12 protein-coding genes are annotated in these 18,375 nt (G+C 69.5%); 6 read left to right on the top strand and 6 right to left on the bottom strand.

Annotated elements, in window-relative coordinates; genetic code table 11:
• Nucleotide 1: 1 nt before the first annotated feature.
• Both fdhD and AC1D29_RS23405 read right to left on the bottom strand, forming a co-directional pair.
• On the bottom strand, nt 2-796 hold the full coding sequence (gene fdhD / locus AC1D29_RS23410; RefSeq protein WP_477901970.1) for a formate dehydrogenase accessory sulfurtransferase FdhD: 795 nt from the start codon (nt 794-796) through the stop codon (nt 2-4).
• A gap of 37 nt (nt 797-833) precedes the next feature.
• On the bottom strand, nt 834-3,437 hold the full coding sequence (locus AC1D29_RS23405; RefSeq protein WP_477901968.1) for a chemotaxis protein CheW: 2,604 nt from the start codon (nt 3,435-3,437) through the stop codon (nt 834-836).
• 245 nt (nt 3,438-3,682) lie between these two features.
• Here AC1D29_RS23405 and AC1D29_RS23400 point away from each other — a divergent pair, with 245 nt between their 5' ends.
• Entirely contained in the window at nt 3,683-4,300 is a 618-nt protein-coding gene (locus AC1D29_RS23400) for an FMN-binding negative transcriptional regulator (protein ID WP_477901966.1), read from the top strand.
• Between the two features lie 170 nt (nt 4,301-4,470).
• The gene (locus tag AC1D29_RS23395; protein WP_477901964.1) at nt 4,471-7,362 is read left to right on the top strand and encodes a M16 family metallopeptidase; all 2,892 of its coding nucleotides are present in this window, start codon (nt 4,471-4,473) and stop codon (nt 7,360-7,362) included.
• A 3-nt stretch (nt 7,363-7,365) separates the two neighbouring features.
• Here AC1D29_RS23395 and AC1D29_RS23390 read toward each other — a convergent pair whose 3' ends face one another.
• From AC1D29_RS23390 to AC1D29_RS23380, 3 genes are all read right to left on the bottom strand, one after another.
• Nucleotides 7,366-8,181: a DUF72 domain-containing protein gene (locus AC1D29_RS23390; protein WP_477901962.1), complete on the bottom strand. Its 816-nt coding sequence runs from the start codon at nt 8,179-8,181 to the stop codon at nt 7,366-7,368.
• Nucleotides 8,182-8,217: 36 nt separating this feature from the next.
• Entirely contained in the window at nt 8,218-10,242 is a 2,025-nt protein-coding gene (locus AC1D29_RS23385; RefSeq protein ID WP_477901960.1) for a S9 family peptidase, read from the bottom strand.
• A 106-nt stretch (nt 10,243-10,348) separates the two neighbouring features.
• Nucleotides 10,349-12,025, bottom strand: coding sequence for an electron transfer flavoprotein-ubiquinone oxidoreductase (locus tag AC1D29_RS23380; RefSeq protein WP_477901958.1), 1,677 nt, complete (start codon nt 12,023-12,025; stop codon nt 10,349-10,351).
• A gap of 130 nt (nt 12,026-12,155) precedes the next feature.
• Here AC1D29_RS23380 and AC1D29_RS23375 point away from each other — a divergent pair, with 130 nt between their 5' ends.
• From AC1D29_RS23375 to AC1D29_RS23365, 3 genes are read left to right on the top strand one after another with little or no spacing between them, the layout of a single operon-like run.
• Nucleotides 12,156-12,938, top strand: a complete 783-nt coding sequence (locus AC1D29_RS23375) for an SDR family oxidoreductase (protein ID WP_477901956.1) — start codon at nt 12,156-12,158, stop codon at nt 12,936-12,938.
• Nucleotides 12,938-13,573, top strand: a complete 636-nt coding sequence (locus AC1D29_RS23370; protein ID WP_477901954.1) for a YceH family protein — start codon at nt 12,938-12,940, stop codon at nt 13,571-13,573. The genes AC1D29_RS23375 and AC1D29_RS23370 overlap by 1 nt, the downstream gene beginning before the upstream one ends.
• Nucleotides 13,570-13,989, top strand: a complete 420-nt coding sequence (locus AC1D29_RS23365; RefSeq protein ID WP_477901952.1) for an acyl-CoA thioesterase — start codon at nt 13,570-13,572, stop codon at nt 13,987-13,989. The genes AC1D29_RS23370 and AC1D29_RS23365 overlap by 4 nt, the downstream gene beginning before the upstream one ends.
• Here the strand turns inward: AC1D29_RS23365 and AC1D29_RS23360 are convergent.
• Nucleotides 13,982-16,693: a TonB-dependent receptor gene (locus AC1D29_RS23360; protein WP_477901950.1), complete on the bottom strand. Its 2,712-nt coding sequence runs from the start codon at nt 16,691-16,693 to the stop codon at nt 13,982-13,984. The genes AC1D29_RS23365 and AC1D29_RS23360 overlap by 8 nt on opposite strands.
• Before the next feature lie 173 nt (nt 16,694-16,866).
• Here AC1D29_RS23360 and AC1D29_RS23355 point away from each other — a divergent pair, with 173 nt between their 5' ends.
• Entirely contained in the window at nt 16,867-18,318 is a 1,452-nt protein-coding gene (locus tag AC1D29_RS23355; protein ID WP_477901948.1) for a cyanophycinase, read from the top strand.
• Nucleotides 18,319-18,375: the final 57 nt, after the last annotated feature.

The following is an 18,375-nucleotide window of genomic DNA, read 5'->3' as shown; positions in this document are numbered from 1 at the left end:
CTCAGGTGTAGCGTGTCGCGCGGCCTTCGCGCACGAAGGCCCAGAGCTGCACGCCGAGCGTGCGTGCCGTCTCCACGGCCAGGCTGCTGGGGGCCGACATGCAGGCCAGCAGGCCGGCGCCGGCCATGGCGGTCTTGTGCACGAGCTCGAAGCTGGCGCGGCTGGACATCAGCACGAAGCCGTCGCGCGGGTCCGCATCTTGGCGGGCGAGGGCGCCTGCCAGCTTGTCCAGCGCGTTGTGGCGGCCGATGTCCTCGCGCGCCAGCAGCAGCTCGCCGCTGGGCCGGCACCAGGCGGCGCCGTGCAGGCCGCCGCAGCGTGCGTTCAACACCTGGGCCGCATGCAGCCCGGCCAGCGCGCGGTCCAGCGCACCGTCGCTCAGCACCGGCGCCTGCACCGGCGCGGGCTGCACGGCCCCGACCTGGGCCAGGCTCTCCAGCCCGCACAGGCCGCAGCCGGTGCGGCCGGCCAGCAGGCGGCGGCGCGCCTTCAGGTGCTGCTCGCGCGCGGCTGTCACGCGCAGTGCCAGCTCCATGCCGTCGGGCAGGGTCAGCACGTCAATGTCCAGCAGCTCGTGGCGCGACGTGATCCAGCCCTCGCTGAGCGCAAAGCCGAGCGCGAAGTCCTCCAGGTCGGCCGGTGTGGCCAGCATGACGGCCTGGGAGACGCCGTTGACCGTCAGTGCGACGGGCATCTCGACGGCCACCTGCTCGTCGCGCGAGGCGCTGGGGGGGCGCAGCGTCAGCAGGGCTTCGGCGGCGGGCGGTGGCGTGACGACGGCGTCGGACAGGGGCATGGCGAAATCATAGAAGGCGGTGGCTGCCAGGGGTGGCTCAGGGTGCCGGCAATGCAGCCTGGCCGGGCTCGGGCTCGATGTGCATGCCGATGTGGGCCCACAAGTCCTGGGCAGTCAGCAGCGTCAGCATGCGGTGAGGCGATGCGTCGGCGCCGCGCACGAGCCGGGCGCGGTTGCCCGGGCTGGGCAGGGCCTGGCCGGCCGCGATGCTGAACACGGGTCCCAGTTCCTCCACGCGCAGCGCCAGGCTCTGCCCGGCCTCGTTGCGGCAGATGACGACCGGCGCCTCGCGCGCGTCGGCGGTGCGGCCGTACATGGCCAGGCTCAGGTCCAGGACCGGCAGCATGCGGCCGCCATGCTGCAGCATGCCCACCAGCGCACGCGGCGCATTGGGCAGGGCCGTCAGGCGCGGCTGCTCCAGCGCCTCGACCAGCAGTGCCGCGGGCAGGCCCAGCCATTCGCCGGCCACGCTGAAGGCGGCGATGTCCAGGCTTTGATCGCCGGCCTGCGCCGCTGGCGGCACGAAGCCGGCATCGACCGCGCCGGACTGCGTCGGCACGCGCGGGCCCAGCGGCTGCAACAGCACGGCGGCCACGTCTTCGCTGGATGGTGCTTGGCCCTGCTTGTATTCGCGGTAGCCCTGGGACATGGCGATGCCGGCCGCGTGGACCATGCCGCCGATGTCCAGCTCGCAGCGCAGCGTCTGGCCCGCGCCCATGCCGGCCAGGTCGGCCAGCGCGGTGGGGGACAGCGGCGCCTGCGTGCCGGCCGGCCAGCGCGCGTCCGAGCTGGCGACGATGCGGCCGTCCCGCGTGACGAACAGGCCGGCGGGCTGCAGCGCTGCAGTCTCGGCCGTCGATGCCGGCAGCGCGTCGCGCAGCATGGCCGCGAACTGTGGTGCGCCATCGAAGACGATGGCGATGCCGCCCACCACCTGGCCGCCGTGCTGCAGCGTCGTGGCGTAGACGTAGGTGGGCTGGCTGGCCGCGCCGGGCGCCTCGTACAGCGCGGTGGCCTCGTGGCGCGAGACGACATGGCGCTCCGGGTCGCGCAGCGCCAGCGCGGCGCGCACCCACGGTGCGTCCAGCCTCTGGCCCACGAGCCGGCTGCGGGCCGGGTCAGACACGGCGACGACCTGGCCTTGTGCGTCGAACACCAGCAGCAGCGAGTAGACGGTGTACAGGCCGTTGATGTGTTGCAGCACCTGCTGCGCCTCGGCCGCGGCGGCGGCGGCCTGCGGCGTGCCCTGGGCGGCGAGCGCGCGCTGCAGGCGCACGTCCAGCGCCCACCAGCGGCAGTCGTTGGCGCGCTCGTAGAGGTTGCGGTCCATGATGTCGATGGCCAGCCGCGCCTGGAACAGCGCGCCGTCGAAGACCGCTGCCAGCGTCGAGTTCTGCAGCTTGGCGATGGCCTGCTCGAACACCTGGCGCAGCTGCCCGCCGGTGCGCTGCACCTCGTTGAGCAGCGTCGTCGCGAAGCCGTTGCCGTTCTGGCCGTTGCCCGTGCCGGCTCCCGGGCGGGCATGGCTGCGCAGCTTGCCGTTCCACAGCGTGCGCGACAGGTTGCGCTGGATGCGGCGCGCCTCCAGCGGGATGTCTTGCAGCTCGGCGTCGAACAGCTGGCGGGTGTCTATGGCTTCGCCCAGCCGGCGCAACTCGTCGCTGAGGGCCAGGTCGTCCTCGACGTCGAAAGCCCACTCCAGCGGCGTCAGCACGCAGGCGGTCCAGCCCGGCGGGCCCATATAGCCTTCGTAGCCGCTGGCGCGGGCGGTGGCGCAGAGGTAGTCGCGGCCGGCGAACAGCACGCGCTCACCCTTGGCTTGCAGCCGCGCGCCGGGCGGGACCTGCCAGGCGTCCGAGCTCTGCAGCACGCGCTGGTCGGCGTCCAGCAGGCAGATGACTGCGTGCTCGTCCTGCCCGGCCAGCAACTGGCGGAACACGGCCGACATCTCGTCCGCCAGGCGGAAGGACAGGCACAGCAGTCCCACGACGCCGGCCGGCGTGCGCAGCGCGCGGGCGTAGACCAGGCCCGCGCGGCCGCCCAGCAATGCCGTCGGGCCGTAGCGTTCGACATAGGGCGCGTCCGACACCAGCGCCTCGGCGACCCAGGCCTCGTTGCAGACGGGCGCGTCGATGCCTTCGTCCTGCCGCGCCAGCACCTCGCCGCGGGGAGACAGCACGATGACGTCGTCGTAGACCGAGTACTTGGCGGTGTAGGCCGCAAAGCGTGACTGCAGCGCCGCGCGGCTGGCCGCGTGGCCGGGGGCGGCGGGGTCCAGCGCGGCGTGGGCGCACAGCGGGCCGTCCGACGCCAGGAAGCCCACATCGGCCGTGCGCTCGAACAGGTTGCGCACGAGGATGTCGATGCTCACGCGGGCCCGGCTGTCCATGCGCGCCAGCGCATGCGCCCGCAGCCGCCGCGCCAGGCTGTCCAGCAGCGTGGTGGTGAGGTCCTGGAAGGCGGTGCGCGTCTGCGCGATGTCGGTGGCCGTGCCGCTCATCTGGCCCAGCAGCGCCAGGCTGTCCCAGACGCCTTGCAGCCGCTGCAGCGCCTCGCGGTGCTCGTCGACCAGCGTCATGCGGCGCAGATACGGCGCCACCTCAGGGCTGAAGGGCAAGCCTTTGTGCCAGACCTTGTTCATCGCGCTGCAGTCCTCCGGGGATGTGTTCCTGCGGGCGCTGTCCATCGCAGCCAGGCCTCGCGGGCAGCAGCATGCATGGGATTGCGGCGTTTGCGAGGCTGGACTGCGCGATCAGGCCAAAGCCGTCACGCAAAGTGAGAATGCGGCCTTGCGGGCCAGGCGCTGCCACCGGCCCGAACACCCGTGAATGCCCGTTTATGGGGCGCGCCGCTTGATCGGCACCCCTTGTCTTGCCTGGAGCCGCTGTGTACCTGCCCACTCATTTCAAGTCCGACGATTTCGCGCTGGCGCTGAAGCTGATCGATGACCATCCGCTGGCGCTGGTGCTGGGGCCGGATGCGCAGGGCCAGAGCTTTGGCAGCCATCTGCCGCTGATCGCCAAGGCGGACGGCGAGGCGCTGACGCTGGAAGGCCACATGGCACGGGCCAATCCGCATTGGGGCTGGCTGTCCAGCCAGAAGCAGCTGCTGGCCGTCTTCAGCGGGCCGAGCGCCTACGTGAGCCCGAGCCATTACGACAGCGTGCAGAACGTGCCGACCTGGAACTACGCGGCGCTGCACGCCTATGGCGACGTCGAACTGATCGACGGCCAGGCCGACAAGGATGCGCTGCTGAAGCGCCTCATCGGCCGCTTCGAGCCCGAGTACGCCGAGCAGTGGCGCGGGCTGAAGGAGGACTACCAGCACAAGCTGCTGGGCGCCATCGTCGGCTTTCGCATCCGCGTGACGCGCTGGGAGCTGAAGCTGAAGATGAGCCAGAACCGCGCGGCCACGGAGCGCCGGCGCATCCGCGACGCACTGGCGGCGTCGGAGCGCGGCGAGGACCGCGCGACAGCCGCGTGGATGGCGCGGCTGGAGGGTTGAGCGGCCGAACCGCTGCGGCGCGAGGGAGCCCACCGGGGGGGCAGGCCGGCGCGACGGCCTCGCGGTGTCGGCGCGTGAATATCACCCATCAAACGCGCAAGCGCTTGATCCGGCTTTGCAGCGCCGCGGCGCTACCGTCCGGCCGACATCAGGCCCGACAAGAACACCGCATGAACGAGACAAGCCGCACGAAGACCATGCTCCGCCTTGCTGCGTGGCTTGCGCTGGCGCTGCCGCTGCCGGCGTCGCAGGCGCTGGCCGACGAGCCCGTCACGGCACCTCCAGTCCGCGCGCTGGCCACGGCCGGTCCTCCATGGGGTTTCGAGATGTCGCAGCGCACGCCGGACCCGGCCGTGCGCTTCGGGCGCCTGCCCAACGGGCTGCGCTACGCCCTCCAGCACAACGAGACACCCAAGGACGGCGTGGCCATGCGCATGCGCATCGGTTCAGGCTCGCTGCAGGAGCGCGACGAGGAGCTGGGGTTGTCCCACTTCCTGGAGCACATGGCCTTCCGTGGCAGCGCCAACGTGCCGGACGGCGAGGTCGTTCGCATGCTGGAGCGCCAGGGGCTGCGTTTCGGTGCCGACACCAACGCCTCCACGAGTCTGGACCAGACGATCTACCACTTCAACTTCCCCAGGGCCGACGCAGCCGCGCTGGACACGGGGTTGCTGCTGTTCCGCGAGATCGGCGAGCGGCTGAAGCTGAACCCGCAGCTCATCGAGCAGGAGAAGGGTGTCATCCTGTCCGAGGAACGCGTGCGCGACGTGCCGGCGCGGCGGGTCGCCGTCGCGCAGGTGCAGCAGCAGCTGGAGGGGACGCGGGTGGCGCAGCGCCCGCCCATCGGCCGCATCGAGACCGTCCAGGCCGCCACGGCCGAGCGCCTGCGCCGCTACTACACGGCCAACTACCGGCCCGACAACGCGACGCTGATCGTCGTGGGCAACATCGACGTGGACGCCGTGGAGCGGCAGATCCGCGAGCGGTTTTCCGATTGGCGCAACGCCACGCCGCCTGACACGCCCGACCTGGGCGTGGCCAAGCCGACACGGCCGGTCGTCGAGTTCGTGGCCGCCGACGCTCCGGGCACGCTCGCGCTGACCTGGCTGCGGCCGGTGGACATCCGCCCGCACACGCCGGCGGTGTCGCGTGAGTTCCTCGTCCAGGGCCTGGCCGTCAGCGCGCTCAACCAGCGTTTGCGCGATCGGGCGCAACAGCCGGGCAGCCCCTTGATCGGTGCCGCGGCCAGCGTGCAAGCCTCCGTCTACCGGGTGGCCGGGGTGGCCCAGTTGGCAGTGCAGGCGCAACCGGGGCGATGGACCGACGCGCTCGACGCGGTGGTCACAGAGCTGCGGCAACTGCTGGTCCATGGCTTGACCGAGGCTGACATGCAGCGCCTGCTGCCGGGCGTGCGCAGCCAGATGCAGGCCCGACTGGCCCAGGAACCCACGCGTCCGCACGCGGCCATTGCGGACCGGCTCATCAATGCCGTCCAGCCGCACGCGCCCTATCTGAGCGCGCAGCAGGCGATGACCGAGACGGAGCCGCTGCTGGCCAGCCTGCAGCCCGAAGAGCTGACCGCCGCGCTGCGCGACTGTTTCGGCGGCACGCAGCCGCTGCTGTTCCGCAGCACCCAGTCCGGCGCCTTCGGCGTGGAGAAGGTGACCCAGCAGCTGGTCCATGCGATGACGCGGCCGATCGCTGAGCCGGCGGCCGTCGCGGTGGCGGACTGGCCTTACACGGACTTCGGCCAGCCCAGCGCCATCGTCGCCCGCACGCAGGACGTCGAGCTGGGCACGACGAATGTCCAGTTCGCCAACGGCGCGCGGCTGGTCATCAAGAGCACCTCGCAGCAGAAGGACTGGGTGAGCGTACGGGTTCAACTGGGCCAGGGGCGTGCCGGCATCGCGGCCAGGCATTGGCATGCCATCTGGGCTCTGGGCCCGGCCGTGAGCTTGGGCGGCACCGGCCAGCGGTCGGCGGCGGAAATCCAGCAGTGGCAGCAGCGCAGTGGCAAGCGCCTCGCGGTCGGCTTCGGCGTGGGCCAGCATGCTTTCACGCTGTCCGGCATGACCCGCCCCGCCGACCTGCTGGCGCAGCTGCAGTTGCTGGCGGCCCATGCGCGCGATCCCGGCTTTCGCCCCGAGTTCGGCGAAAAGCTGGCCGCGCTGGGCGGATCTCAGGTGGCCTCGCTGGAGGCGCGGCCCGCCGCAATCCACGAGCGCGAGGTCGCGCGCGTCATGAACCGCGGCGATGCGCGCTTGGGGCTGCAGCCCAGCGCGGCCGACGTGAGGGCCACGCGGGCCGGTGAACTGCCCGCCATCCTGAAGCCCGCGCTGGCCAGCGCCCCCGACATCGTCATCGTCGGCGACGTGACGGAAGAAGCTGCCATCGCCGCGGTGCAGGCCACTTTCGGGGCGGGTGACGAGCGGCCACGTCAGCCGCGTGCCGCGCTGAAGGCCGAGCCCGTGGCGGGCGGCGGTGCGCCCTACGTGGTCTACCACCGCGGTCGGGCGGACCAGGCGGTGCTGGGCTGGTACTGGGCCATGCCCGACCACTGGACGGATCCGGCGCTGTCGTACACCGGCCGTGTGGCCGGTGCGGTGCTGCGGGCCCGCCTGGTGGACACCGTGCGTGCGAAGCTGGGCATCACCTACTCGCCGCTGGCAGGCGCCTCCGCCTCGCTGGATATTCCGGGTTCGGGGCGCTTTGTCGTGAACGTCGAAATGCCACCGCAGAAGTTCGACGCGGTCCGCGAGTTGCTGCACGCGCAGCTGCGCGAGCTGGCCGAGCGGCCCGTCAGCGCCGACGAACTGCAGCGTGCCCGGCAACCCCGCGTGGAGAGTGTGCTGAAGGAGCCCGAGAGCCCGTCGTACTGGGTCAGCTGGCTGGCGCGCATCCAGGCGGACCCGCGCATGAAGGACGCCATGCGGGCCGAAGTCGCCGGGTTGCAGGCCGTGACGGCGGAGGGCGTGCAGGCCTATTTCCGTGACCACATCGCGCCGCGCCCGCCCGTCGAGGTGGTCGCGCGCGCGGCGGAGCCGGTGGCGGGGGCGAACTAGGGTTCAGGCCGGGACCGTCTCGCCCAGCGCGCGACGCAGCGCCATCGCGGCATGCGGCGCGCGCTCCTTGGCGCCGCTGATGAAGAACATGAACACGTCGCGCGGCGCGGACGCTTCCGCCGGCGCCGGCTCGATGCGCGGCACGCCATCCGGTTCGCCGCCTTGGGCCCAGGCCTGCGCCGCGCTGGCCAGCGCCGGGAACACCTCCGGCTTGCAGCCCAGCGGCTCGTCCGAGTGCGTGCGCATGATGCGTGTGTAGACGAACTCGCCCGTCGGCTCGGCGATGGCGGGATAGTCGTCGGACTCGGTGAACACCGTCGCAGCCTTGTACTGGCGGGCGAGGGCCAGGTACTCCGGGCACTGGAAGCTCGCATGCCGCACATCCAGCACGTGGCGCAGCTTCAGGCCGTCGACGCTGGCAGGCAGCAGTTCCAGGAAGGCGGTGAGGTCAGCGGCATCGAACTTGTGGGTCGGTGCCAGTTGCCACACGACAGGGCCCAGCTTGTCGCCCAGCTCGGCGATGCCGCTGTCGATGAAGCGCTTGATGGAGTCGGCGCCGTCGGCCAGCACGCGACGCTGCGTCGCGAAGCGGATGGCCTTCAGCGAGAACATGAAGCCGTCGGGTGTCTCGCTGCGCCACTTGGCAAAAGTGGCCGGCTTCTGCGCGCCGTAGTAGGTGCTGTTGATCTCGATGGCCGTCAGCCGGCCGCTGGCGTACTGCAGCTCGCGGGCCTGCGGCCAGCCCTTGGGGTAGAAGTTGTCGCGCCACGGCTCGAAGTTCCAGCCGCCGATGCCGACCCTGATCTTTCCTTCGCTCACGCTGCCCTCCGGGCTCAAGCTGTATGAAAAAACAGTCTATCGGTGGGCCTGGGCTGGCGCAAGGTGTTCGGCCAGAAAGGGTTCCAGCATCTGCAGCATCTCGCCGTGGTTCACCGTGAGGCTGTAGCCATGCCCTTCGCCATATTTGGCCAGCCACAACGGCGGATTGCCGGCTTTCCTGAGCGCGTCGCGCATGACCTTGGACTGCTCCAGCGGCGTGCGGGCGTCCTGCATGCCGGCATGGATCATCACCTTGGCCTTGATGCGCGCGGCCAAGTGGCGCGGTGACACCGCGTCCAGCGCCGCGCGGTCCTTGTCCGGGTCGCCCACCATGTCGATCCAGAACTCGCGGGCCTCTTGGTGGCGTGACAGGTCGCTCCAGCTCGAACTGAGCTGCAGCGCCAGGTCCGAGACCGGAAAGCCCGCGACGGCGCAGCGGTAGCGGTCGGGGCTGCGCGCAACGGCCATCAGGCTGGCGTAGCCGCCGTAGCTGCCGCCCATGATGCACAGCCGCGCCGGGTCGGCGTCGCCACGCTGGACGATGGCATCGATGGCGTCGTCGAGATCGTCCTGCATCGCCTTGCCGAACTGCCGGCGCGCCACGTGCACGAAGTGCTTGCCGAACCCCGTGCTACCGCGGAAGCTGGGCAGCAGCACGACGTAACCCCGCGAGGCCAGCCAGCGGGCCGTGGCTATGTCGCCGAAGGCGTCACCCCAGACGGCGCCGCGCACCCAAGGCCCGCCATGCACCAGCACGATGGCAGGCAGTGGCGTGCCCGCGGCGGTCAGCGGTGGGCGCAGCAGCAGGCTGAACAGCGTCAGGCCGTCGCGGCTGCGCAGCGCGAGGGTTTCGGTGGCGGGCACGCGCCTGGGGTCTAGGCCGGGCTGCACACTCAGCACGCTGCGCAGCTCGCCGCTGCGGCTGTCCAGAAAATACCAGCGGGCCTGCTCGGTGTCGGAGCGCGAGCTAACGAACACCAGCGGCGAGCTGGAGAACTGCAGCACGTTGATGCGACCAGGCAGCGTCTGGTCGACGAGGTCTTGCAGCTTGCGGCGGCGCGCGTCCATCCACGCGAAGACCGGGCGGGCCGCATCGATGCGCACGCCCAGCAGCTCGCCGCTGACTTCATCGCGCAGCAGCGCACCGACCTCGTCACCCGTGGCGTCGATGGCCACGTCGAACTGCGGATGCTCGATGAGCACCTCGCCCCATTGGCCTGTGGCGGGGTCGTACTCACGCAGCGCCGTGGTGTCGCGGCCCTCGTTCGTGGCCACCAGCAGCTTGCCGTCTGCCTCGACGCTCAGCGGGCGGCGGACGTCGCCGCGCATCAGGTGGTAGCGCCACAGTTCGCGCCATTTGCCGTCGGGGTCACGGTAGTGGACGACCCGTTCGGGCGTGTCGGCCACGCCGCTGATCGCGACGCGGGGCTGATGGCGGGCGTCTAGCACCCAGTCCTGAGTGCGGGGCGGGCGCTGGTCCGTCAGCAGCACGCGCTTGCCCGTCACGGCGTTGACGCGGTAAACGTCCGTGCTGTGCTCGTCGACGTCGTTGCAAGCGGCGATGAACTCTTCGTCGCTGCCCGGTATCGTCTGCAGCGGCCACATCTGCGTGTAGTGGTGCAGGTTGCGATTCCTGAAAGCGTTCAGGCTGGCGTGCAGCTTGCGCTGTTGCCGCCCATCGCGGGTGGTGACGAACAGGCCACCCTTCACCGTCAGCGTCTCGCGGCTCTGGCCATGCTGGGCCAGCGTGAACAACAGGTGCCCGCTGCCCAGCCATCGGGGCTGGGCGATGTCGGCGTCGCTGTAGCCGATGTGCGATTCATAGCGGCCTCGTTCCAGGTCGTAGACGTTCAGCACCATGCGGCCCTGGTGATCGGCCAGCAACGCCAGATAGCGGCCGTCCGGCGAGAGCTGAGGTTCCGTGAGGCTGGCGCCGCCGAAGGCTTCGCTGGCCGTCAGCGGCTTCAGCAGGGGCGGGGTGTCAGGCACTTGGCCTGCGGCGTGCCGAGCGCAAAGCGCGGCGGCCAGCAGCACCAGCGGGGCGAGGAAGGTCGAACGCATGGGGTGATAACGGCGACGGGGGACCGCCGGCTCGGCGGTCGGTTGGCAAACAAAAAAGCCAGCACCCCCTGGGGGAGTGCTGGCTTGCGGCTTGCGTGCCAGGAGTCTACATGCCGGCGTAGTTAGGGCCACCGCCGCCCTCGGGCGTGACCCAGACGATGTTCTGCGTCGGGTCCTTGATGTCGCAGGTCTTGCAGTGCACGCAGTTCTGCGCGTTGATCTGCAGGCGCTCGCCGCTACCGCCCTCGTTGGGCACGAACTCGTACACGCCCGCCGGGCAGTAGCGGCTCTCGGGGCCGGCGTACTTGGCGAGGTTGACCTGCACCGGCACCGAGTTGTTCTTCAGCGTCAGGTGGGCCGGCTGGTTCTCTTCGTGGTTGGTGTTGGAGATGAACACCGACGACAGGCGGTCGAAGGTCAGCTTGCCATCCGGCTTGGGGTAGGCGATGGGCTTGCACTCGGCGGCCGGGCGCAGCGACTGGTGGTCGCCCTTGTGGTTGTGCAGCGTCCACGGCGGGTTGGTGACACCCAGCTTGGGCAGCAGCCATTGCTCGATGCCGGTCATCAACTGGCCCGTGGTCTTGCCCTTCTTGAACCACAGCTTGAAGTTGCGCGTCTGCTGCAGCTCCTCGTTCAGCCAGCTCTTCTCGAAGGCCTCGGGGTAGGCCGTCAGCTCGTCCTGGGCGCGGCCAGCGTCCAGCGCGGGCGCCAGCGCCTCGGCGGCCAGCATGCCGCTCTTGATGGCCGCGTGGCTGCCCTTGATGCGGGCAGCGTTCAGGTAGCCGGCGTCGCAGCCGATCAGGCAGCCACCGGGGAACACCGTCTTGGGCAGCGCCTGCGGCGTGCCGTTGTTGATGGCCCGGGCGCCATAACCGATGCGCTTGCCGCCCTCGATGTGAGCGCGGATGGCGGGGTGGGCCTTCCAGCGCTGCATCTCCTCGAACGGGCTGAGGTAGGGGTTGTCGTAGTCCAGGCCGATGACGAAGCCCAGCGTGACCTTGTTGCCCTCCAGGTGGTACAGGAAGCCACCGCCAAAAGTGTCGCCCTCCATCGGCCAGCCGGCGGTGTGCACCACTTTGCCGGGCTGGGCCTTGTCGGCCGGGATCTCCCACAGCTCCTTGATGCCGATGGCATAGGTCTGCGTGTCCTTGCCTTCGGTCAGCTTGAACTTCTCCAGCAACTGCTTGCCCAGGTGGCCGCGCGCGCCTTCGGCAAAGACCGTGTACTTGCCGAGCAACTCCATGCCGAGCTGGAAGTGGTCGGTCGGCTCGCCGTCCTTGCCCAGGCCCATGTTGCCGGTGGCCACGCCCTTCACGCGGCCTTGCTCGTCATACAGCACCTCGGCCGCGGCAAAACCCGGGAAGATCTCGATGCCCAGGTTCTCGGCCTGCTGCGCCATCCACTTGACGACGTCGGACAGGCTGATGACGTAGCAGCCGTGGTTGTGGAAGTTGCGCGGCACCAGCCAATCGGGCGTGCGCTGGCTGCCAGTCTCCGACAGGAACAGCACGTCATCGCTGGCGACGGCCTGGTTCAGCGGGGCGCCGAGTTCCTTCCAGTTCGGGAACAGCTCGGTGATCGCGCGGGGGTCCATCACGGCGCCCGACAGGATGTGCGCGCCGGGCTCCGAGCCCTTCTCGAGCACGACGATGTTGGCGTCGGGCTTGATCTGCTTGAGGCGAATGGCCGTTGCCAGGCCCGCGGGGCCGCCGCCGACGACGACCACGTCGTACTCCATGGACTCACGGGGGCCGAACTGGGCCAGGATTTCTTCGGATGTCATGCAGGTCTCCGGTAACTTTGAATTGCGCGCGATTCTAGAGAGGCTGGATCGCAAATCGAACGGTCGTGCTTTTTTAGTATGGCAAGCCTAGGCCGGTAGGATCGGTGCAACCCACTCAGAAAGCAGTCTCATGAGTTACTCGATCAACCTCGAAGGCCGCGTGGCCCTGGTCACCGGCGCGTCCAGCGGCCTCGGCGCGCAGTTCGCGAAGACCTTGTCCCAGGCCGGCGCCTGCGTCGTGTTGGCAGGCCGGCGCGTCGAGCGGCTGAAAGACCTGCGAGCCGAGATCGAGGGCGGTGGCGGCGACGCCCACGTCGTGGAACTGGACGTGACGGACGTGGCCAGCATCAAGTCGGCGGTGGCTCACGCGGAGACCGAGGTCGGCACGCTGGACATCCTGATCAACAACTCGGGCGTCAGCAGGACGCAGCGGCTCACCGACGTGACGGAGAACGACTACGACCACGTGATGGACACCAACACGCGCGGCGCATTCTTCGTCGCGCAGGAGGTGGGCAAGCGCATGCTGGCCCGCGCGCGCGGCTCGGCGCCAGGCACCTTCATCGGCGGGCGCATCGTCAACGTGGCTTCCATGGCCGGCCTGCGCGTGCTGGGCCAGATTGGCGTGTATGCGATGAGCAAGGCCGCCGTCATCCACATGACGCGCGCGATGGCCCTGGAGTGGGGCAAGTACGGCATCAATGTGAATGCGATCTGCCCGGGCTACATCGACACCGAGATCAACCACCACCACTGGGGCACCGAGCAGGGCAGGAAGCTCGTCGAGCTGCTGCCCAGGAAGCGCGTGGGCCAGCCCAAGGACCTGGACACGGCGCTGCTGATGCTGTGCGCCAACGAGAGCCATTTCATCAATGGCGCGGTGATTCAGGCTGACGACGGATTCGGTGTTTGATGAGCCGGCGTGACCTGACCCCGTTGGAGGCCCGCGTGCTCGCGGTGCTTGTCGAGAAGGAAAGCACGGTGCCGGACAGCTACCCGCTGTCGGCCAATGCATTGACCGCCGGCTGCAACCAGAAGACGGCGCGCGACCCGGTGATGGACGTCAGCGAGGCCGAGGTGCTGGCCACGGTGGAGGAGCTGAAGGCGCTGCACCTGGTCACCACCGTGAGCGGCAGCCGTGTGGTGCGCTACGAGCACAACGCGGCGCGCGGCCTGGGCGTGCCCGGCGCGGCGATGGCGCTGCTGACGCAGCTGATGCTGCGCGGCCCGCAGACGGCGGCCGAGCTGCGCCAGAACACCGAGCGGCTGCACCGCTTTGCGGACGTGTCATCGGTGGAAGGCTTCCTCGAAGAGCTTGCCGAGCGCGAAGTGCCTTTTGCCGTCAAGCTGGCCAAGGCGCCCGGTGCGCGCGAGGCCCGCTGGGCGCATCTGCTGTGCGGGCCGGTCGCGTCCGTCGAGCATGCCGTCGCGGCGGCGCAGCCGCGTGACGAGGAGGTCGCGCTGCTGCGCGCAGAAGTTGCCTCGCTGCGCAGTCTCGTCAACCGCATCGCGGCCGAGCTGGGCATGACCCCCAAAGACGCGCCATGAGGTATCTCGTCCCGGCCGAGAAGAAGCTGACCTTCGAGATCCGCATCCCCATGCGCTGGGGCGACATGGACGCGATGGGCCACATCAACAACACGCTGTATTTCCGCTACCTGGAAATCGCGCGTGTCGACTGGCTGGCCGCCATCGGCGCGCCGCCCAACCCGGGCGGGCAGGGGCCGGTCATCGTCAACGCCTTCTGCAACTTCTATCGCCAGCTCAAATGCCCGGGCGAAGTGCTGGCGAAGCACTACGTCAGCGCCCCCGGCCGCACCAGCTTCGAGACCTGGATCACGCTGGAGCGCGTGGATGAGCCGGGCGTCATCTACGCCGAAGGCGGCGCGACGACGCTGTGGTTCGACGCGGCGACCGACAAGGCCATCGCCTTGCCGGATTGGGTGCGCGAACTGGTTACCTGAACGCGTACTTCAGGCTGGCGTAGACGTAGCGGCCGCGCGTGTCGGTGTAGCTCGGGTCGTAGCCGGACAGGAAGAAGTAGGCCTGCTGCGAGAACGGCGGCGACTTGTCGAACAGGTTCTGCACACCGGCGCGCAGCGTCAGCGACTTGGTCACGTCCCAGCCGCCAGACAGGTTCCACAGCGAATAGGCGCCCACCTTGATGTCGGGCTTGCCGATGATGTGCTGGTCGTCGTAGCCCTGCAGGTAGCTGTTGGACACCGTCGCCGAGAAGGGGCCTTGCTCCCAGTCCAGGCTCAGCGTGTGCCGCCAGCGCTGCACGACGCCGTCGTTGATGAAGACGCCCAGGTTGCTGACGAAGGGGTCGCCGTCGCCGGTCTGCTGCTGCGACTTCAGCGTCAGCGTGCCGTTCAGGCGCAGGCCGAACTGGCCGAAGCCGGTCTTCAGGTTGCTCAGCGACACACCCAGGTCCAGGCCGGAGATGCGCTGCTTGCCGCGGTTCTCCTTGATGAGGTCGATGGCCTCGATGTCGTTGTCTTCGTCGCGGTGCACGAGGTTGCCGTACTTGGCGAGGTTGCCCAGGATCACGTCCACGCCCAGCGTGCTGATCAGGTTGGTCTTCTCGATGTTCCAGTAGTCGACGTTGAGGCTGACGCCGCGCCGCGGCTCGAACACGGCGCCAAGAGAGAACTGGCGCGACTTCTCCGGCTTGAGCTTGGCATTGCTGTAGTTCAGCGTGGTCCAGATGTCGGAGCAGTCGGTGGGCGTGTTTTCCGGGTCGGCCGCCAGGCAGACCGGGTCGACCAGCGTGGCGGAATTGCCTTGCGTGAGCGGGCGGTAGAGGTCCGACATGCTGGGCGCCCGGAAGCCCCGGCCGACGGAGGCGCGCAGCAGCAGCTCCGGCATGGGCACGTACTTCAGGCCGACCTTGGGGCTGGCCGCACCGCCGCTGACCTGGTAGCGCTCGTAGCGCAGCGCGGCTTGCAGCTCCAGCTGCTTGGTGACCGGGGCGCTGATCTCGGCGAAGGCGGCGCTGACCTTGCGCGACTTGCCGAAATCGGAGTCCGGGCCTTGCGAGGATTCACCCAGGATCAGATCCTGCTTCAGCGCGTCGGACTGGTGGTAGTTCTGCTTCTCGCGGCGCAGTTCGCCGCCGAAGGCGACGGCCAGGTCGCCGCCGGCCAGCGGCATGAGCGCCTTGGAGGCCTTGAAGTCCAGCGCGTCCATCGTGCCGGTGGCGCGGCGCACCTCGCCGCGGATCTGCGCCTTCTCGTACAGCGCCAGGCCGGCCGCGCTTGAGGGGCCGAACGCGTTCAGCGTGCCGGCGGCAAAGCCGTCCATGACCATCTGCTCGTTCAGATAGCCCTGGTAGTCGCGGTCGGAGACCTTGCTGGTGCTGTGGTTCAGCGCCCACTCATAGTCCCAGCCGCCCAGCAGGCCGTTGGTGCCCACCAGGAAGCGGTTGGCCGACGACACCAGCTCGCTGACGCGCAGGCCGGCTTCGGTCAGGCGGGTGCGGACGACGAGGATGCGTCGCTCGTCATCCGCGTCGAAGTTGGCCAGGCTGCTGTTCTTCAGGGCCGGCACCAGCGACACGTCCATCTCGGCGTCCACGCGGTTGGGCGTGCCCGTGTAGAAGGTGCGTGCGCGCGCCAGCGAGGCCTCGACGAACAGCTGGTGGCCGCCGCCCAGGTTGAAGACGCCGCGGCTGAACAGGCTGCTCTTGTTGGACTTCGGGTACAGCTCGATGTCGCGCATGTAGTCGAAGGTGCAGCCGTCGACGCCGCCGATGCCGGTGGGCAGGTAGAGGCTGCCGTTGGCGGGGGCGCAGCCCGTGGCGGCGGAGGGGTTGATGCGGTAGGTGCTGATGACGTCCTTGCCGTTGGCCTTGTAGCCGTCGGCGATCAGCGTGTCGCGCTGGTCCGAATCCGGCAGGTTCTGGTCCAGCAGGATGTTGCCGGGGAAGCTGGCGCTGGACAGCAGGTCGGGCAGGCGGCCCGGGATGTCCAGTTCCTTGATGAACTTGCGGCGCGACGCGTTGAGGCTGGTGGTCTTCTGCACATCCAGCACGGCCATCACGTTGAAACCCTGGCGGCCGTAGTCGCCGATGCCGCCTGCCAGCGTCGCCGAACGCTTGCTGGCGCCGCCGCCCTCGGTGGTGGTGCCGGCCAGCGCGTTGATCTCGACGCCGGAGAAATCCTTGCGCGTGATGAAGTTGATGACGCCGCCGATGGCGTCCGAGCCGTACAGCGACGAGGCACCATCCAGCAGGATCTCGACGCGCTGGATGGCGGAGGCCGGGATGCTGTTGAGGTCCACGCCGGCCGCGTCGCCGGGCGACGCGAAGTTGGCCATGCGGCGGCCGTTCAGCAACACCAGCGTGGACGACACGCCCAGGCCGCGCAGGTTGGCCGCGTTGAAACCCATCTGATCGCGAAAGCCACCGTAGGCGACGCTGCCGCCGTCGGTCAGGTTGTTGGCGCTGGCGCTGATGCGCGCGATCAGCTCGGCCGCCGTCGTCACGCCTGCCTTGTCGATCTCGGCGCGGGTGATGACCTGCACCGGCAATGCTGTTTCACCGTCGATGCGCTTGATCGCCGTGCCGGTGACCTCGACTCTCTCCAGCGTCGATTGGGCCTGGGCGGCGTGCGCCAGCGCGAGCAAGGCCGCGGCGACGGCGATGCGGGAAGGGCGGGGGGCATGCATCAACGGATCTCCCGGAGTGGTTCAGCGCAGTCTAGGCACGGTCTCGGTAGGCGCCCGTCCTACCTCGGGAGGATCGTCTCGCGCACGCCACGCCGCGCGTCGTTCGAATTAGGGGCGAATCCGTCATCGGGGCTCTGTCATCATGCGCGGTCTGACCAAGGAGGGTTGTGGGCATGAGGGCATGGATCTGGGCGGGTGTGGCGGCAATGGCCGTGGCCATGGGCGTGCAAGCGGCCCCCCCGACGGCGGCGCCGGCTGCGAGCGCGCCGCAGGGCTTCAGGCTGCTGCGCCCGTCTGCGCCGGCCTCCGCGCCCCGTACTGCCGCGCCCGCAACCGCCAAACCGGCGCCAACCGCCGCGCTGGCCCCCGTCATCGACACCGAACCCGCCATCCGCGGCTATGCCGTGCCCATCGGTGGCGCGCTGAAGGCCGACAACGACGAGGTCTGGCAGCGCATCGTGCAGCTCGCCGGCGGCAAGGGCGCACGCTTCGTCGTCTTCGGCACGGCCAGCGAGGATCCCGAAGCCAGCGCCAAGCAGATCGTGGACCTGCTGCAGCGCCGCGGTGCCGTGGCCGAGGCGCTGCCGGTGGCGCCCAAGTTCCTGTGGGTGGATCTGAGCAAGGTCGTGCGCGACCCCGCCCTGATCGCCAAGGTCAAGGCCGCCAAGGGCATCTTCTTCACCGGCGGCGTGCAGGAGCGCATCGTCGATGTGCTGCAGCCCGGCGGCCAGAGCACGCCCATGCTGGAAGCCATCTGGGACGTCTACCGCAAGGGCGGCGTCATCGCCGGCACCTCGGCCGGCGCGGCGATCATGAGCACGGTGATGTTCCGTGACCCGCCGAGCAACATCAACATCCTCAAGGGCCGTTTTTCGGACGGCAAGCAGATCGACCGGGGCCTGGGCTTCGTCGGCCCGCACCTGTTCGTCGACCAGCACTTTCTGAAGCGGGGCCGCTTCGGCCGCATGATCCCGCTGATGATGGCCAAGGGCTACAAGCTGGGCCTGGGCGTGGACGAGAACACGGCGGCCGTCATCCGTGGCGACGAGATCGAGGTCATCGGCGACCGCGGCGCGCTGATCGTCGACCTGACCGAGGCTAGGAACGACCCCTCGCTGGGCGCCTTCAACGTGCAGGGCGCGCGCCTGTCCTACCTGGAGCATGGCGACCGTTATCACATGCGGGCCCGTTCGGCGACGCCGTCGGCCCCGAAGCTGCGCGGCGAGCTGCACGACGCCGAATCGCCCAACTTCAAGCCCAACGTCATCGAGGATGTCTTTCACCTCGACATGCTGGGCGACTCGACCATCTCCAACGCGATGAGCCGCCTGATCGACAGCGTGCACAAGGAGGTCAAGGGCCTGGCCTTCGACGTGCTGCCGCGCACCAGCGACCCGCTGGCCGAGCTGGGCTTCCTGTTCCGGCTCTACAAGGGCTCGGACTCGCTGGGCTGGAGCACCGAGGAGTTCGGCGGCGAGCAGTTCACCGTCACCAACCTCTACCTGGACATCAGCCCTGTGCGGCTGCCGATGCCGCTGTATGGCGGCTGGAACGGCGCGACCCGACCGGTGGCACCCGGCCCGGTGCCGGCCGCGCCCTCGGCGTCGGCCCCGTCCGGGCAATGAAAACGGCCGGCTCGCAGCGTTTGGTCACCAGCGTTTCCTTTCCTCGGGCCTGACCCG

The sequence above is a fragment of the Roseateles sp. P1_C6 genome, assembly GCF_056406315.1.
This window is presented reverse-complemented; position numbering and strand designations above follow the sequence as displayed.

Excerpts from the sequence above, each read along its gene's own strand:
- fdhD (WP_477901970.1), bottom strand. The coding sequence starts at position 796 with ATGCCCCTGTCCGACGCCGTCGTCACGCCACCGCCCGCCGCCGAAGCC.
- AC1D29_RS23405 (WP_477901968.1), bottom strand. The coding sequence starts at position 3,437 with ATGAACAAGGTCTGGCACAAAGGCTTGCCCTTCAGCCCTGAGGTGGCG.
- AC1D29_RS23395 (WP_477901964.1), top strand. The coding sequence starts at position 4,471 with ATGAACGAGACAAGCCGCACGAAGACCATGCTCCGCCTTGCTGCGTGG.
- AC1D29_RS23385 (WP_477901960.1), bottom strand. The coding sequence starts at position 10,242 with ATGCGTTCGACCTTCCTCGCCCCGCTGGTGCTGCTGGCCGCCGCGCTT.
- AC1D29_RS23380 (WP_477901958.1), bottom strand. The coding sequence starts at position 12,025 with ATGACATCCGAAGAAATCCTGGCCCAGTTCGGCCCCCGTGAGTCCATG.
- AC1D29_RS23375 (WP_477901956.1), top strand. The coding sequence starts at position 12,156 with ATGAGTTACTCGATCAACCTCGAAGGCCGCGTGGCCCTGGTCACCGGC.
- AC1D29_RS23370 (WP_477901954.1), top strand. The coding sequence starts at position 12,938 with ATGAGCCGGCGTGACCTGACCCCGTTGGAGGCCCGCGTGCTCGCGGTG.
- AC1D29_RS23365 (WP_477901952.1), top strand. The coding sequence starts at position 13,570 with ATGAGGTATCTCGTCCCGGCCGAGAAGAAGCTGACCTTCGAGATCCGC.
- AC1D29_RS23360 (WP_477901950.1), bottom strand. The coding sequence starts at position 16,693 with ATGCATGCCCCCCGCCCTTCCCGCATCGCCGTCGCCGCGGCCTTGCTC.
- AC1D29_RS23355 (WP_477901948.1), top strand. The coding sequence starts at position 16,867 with ATGAGGGCATGGATCTGGGCGGGTGTGGCGGCAATGGCCGTGGCCATG.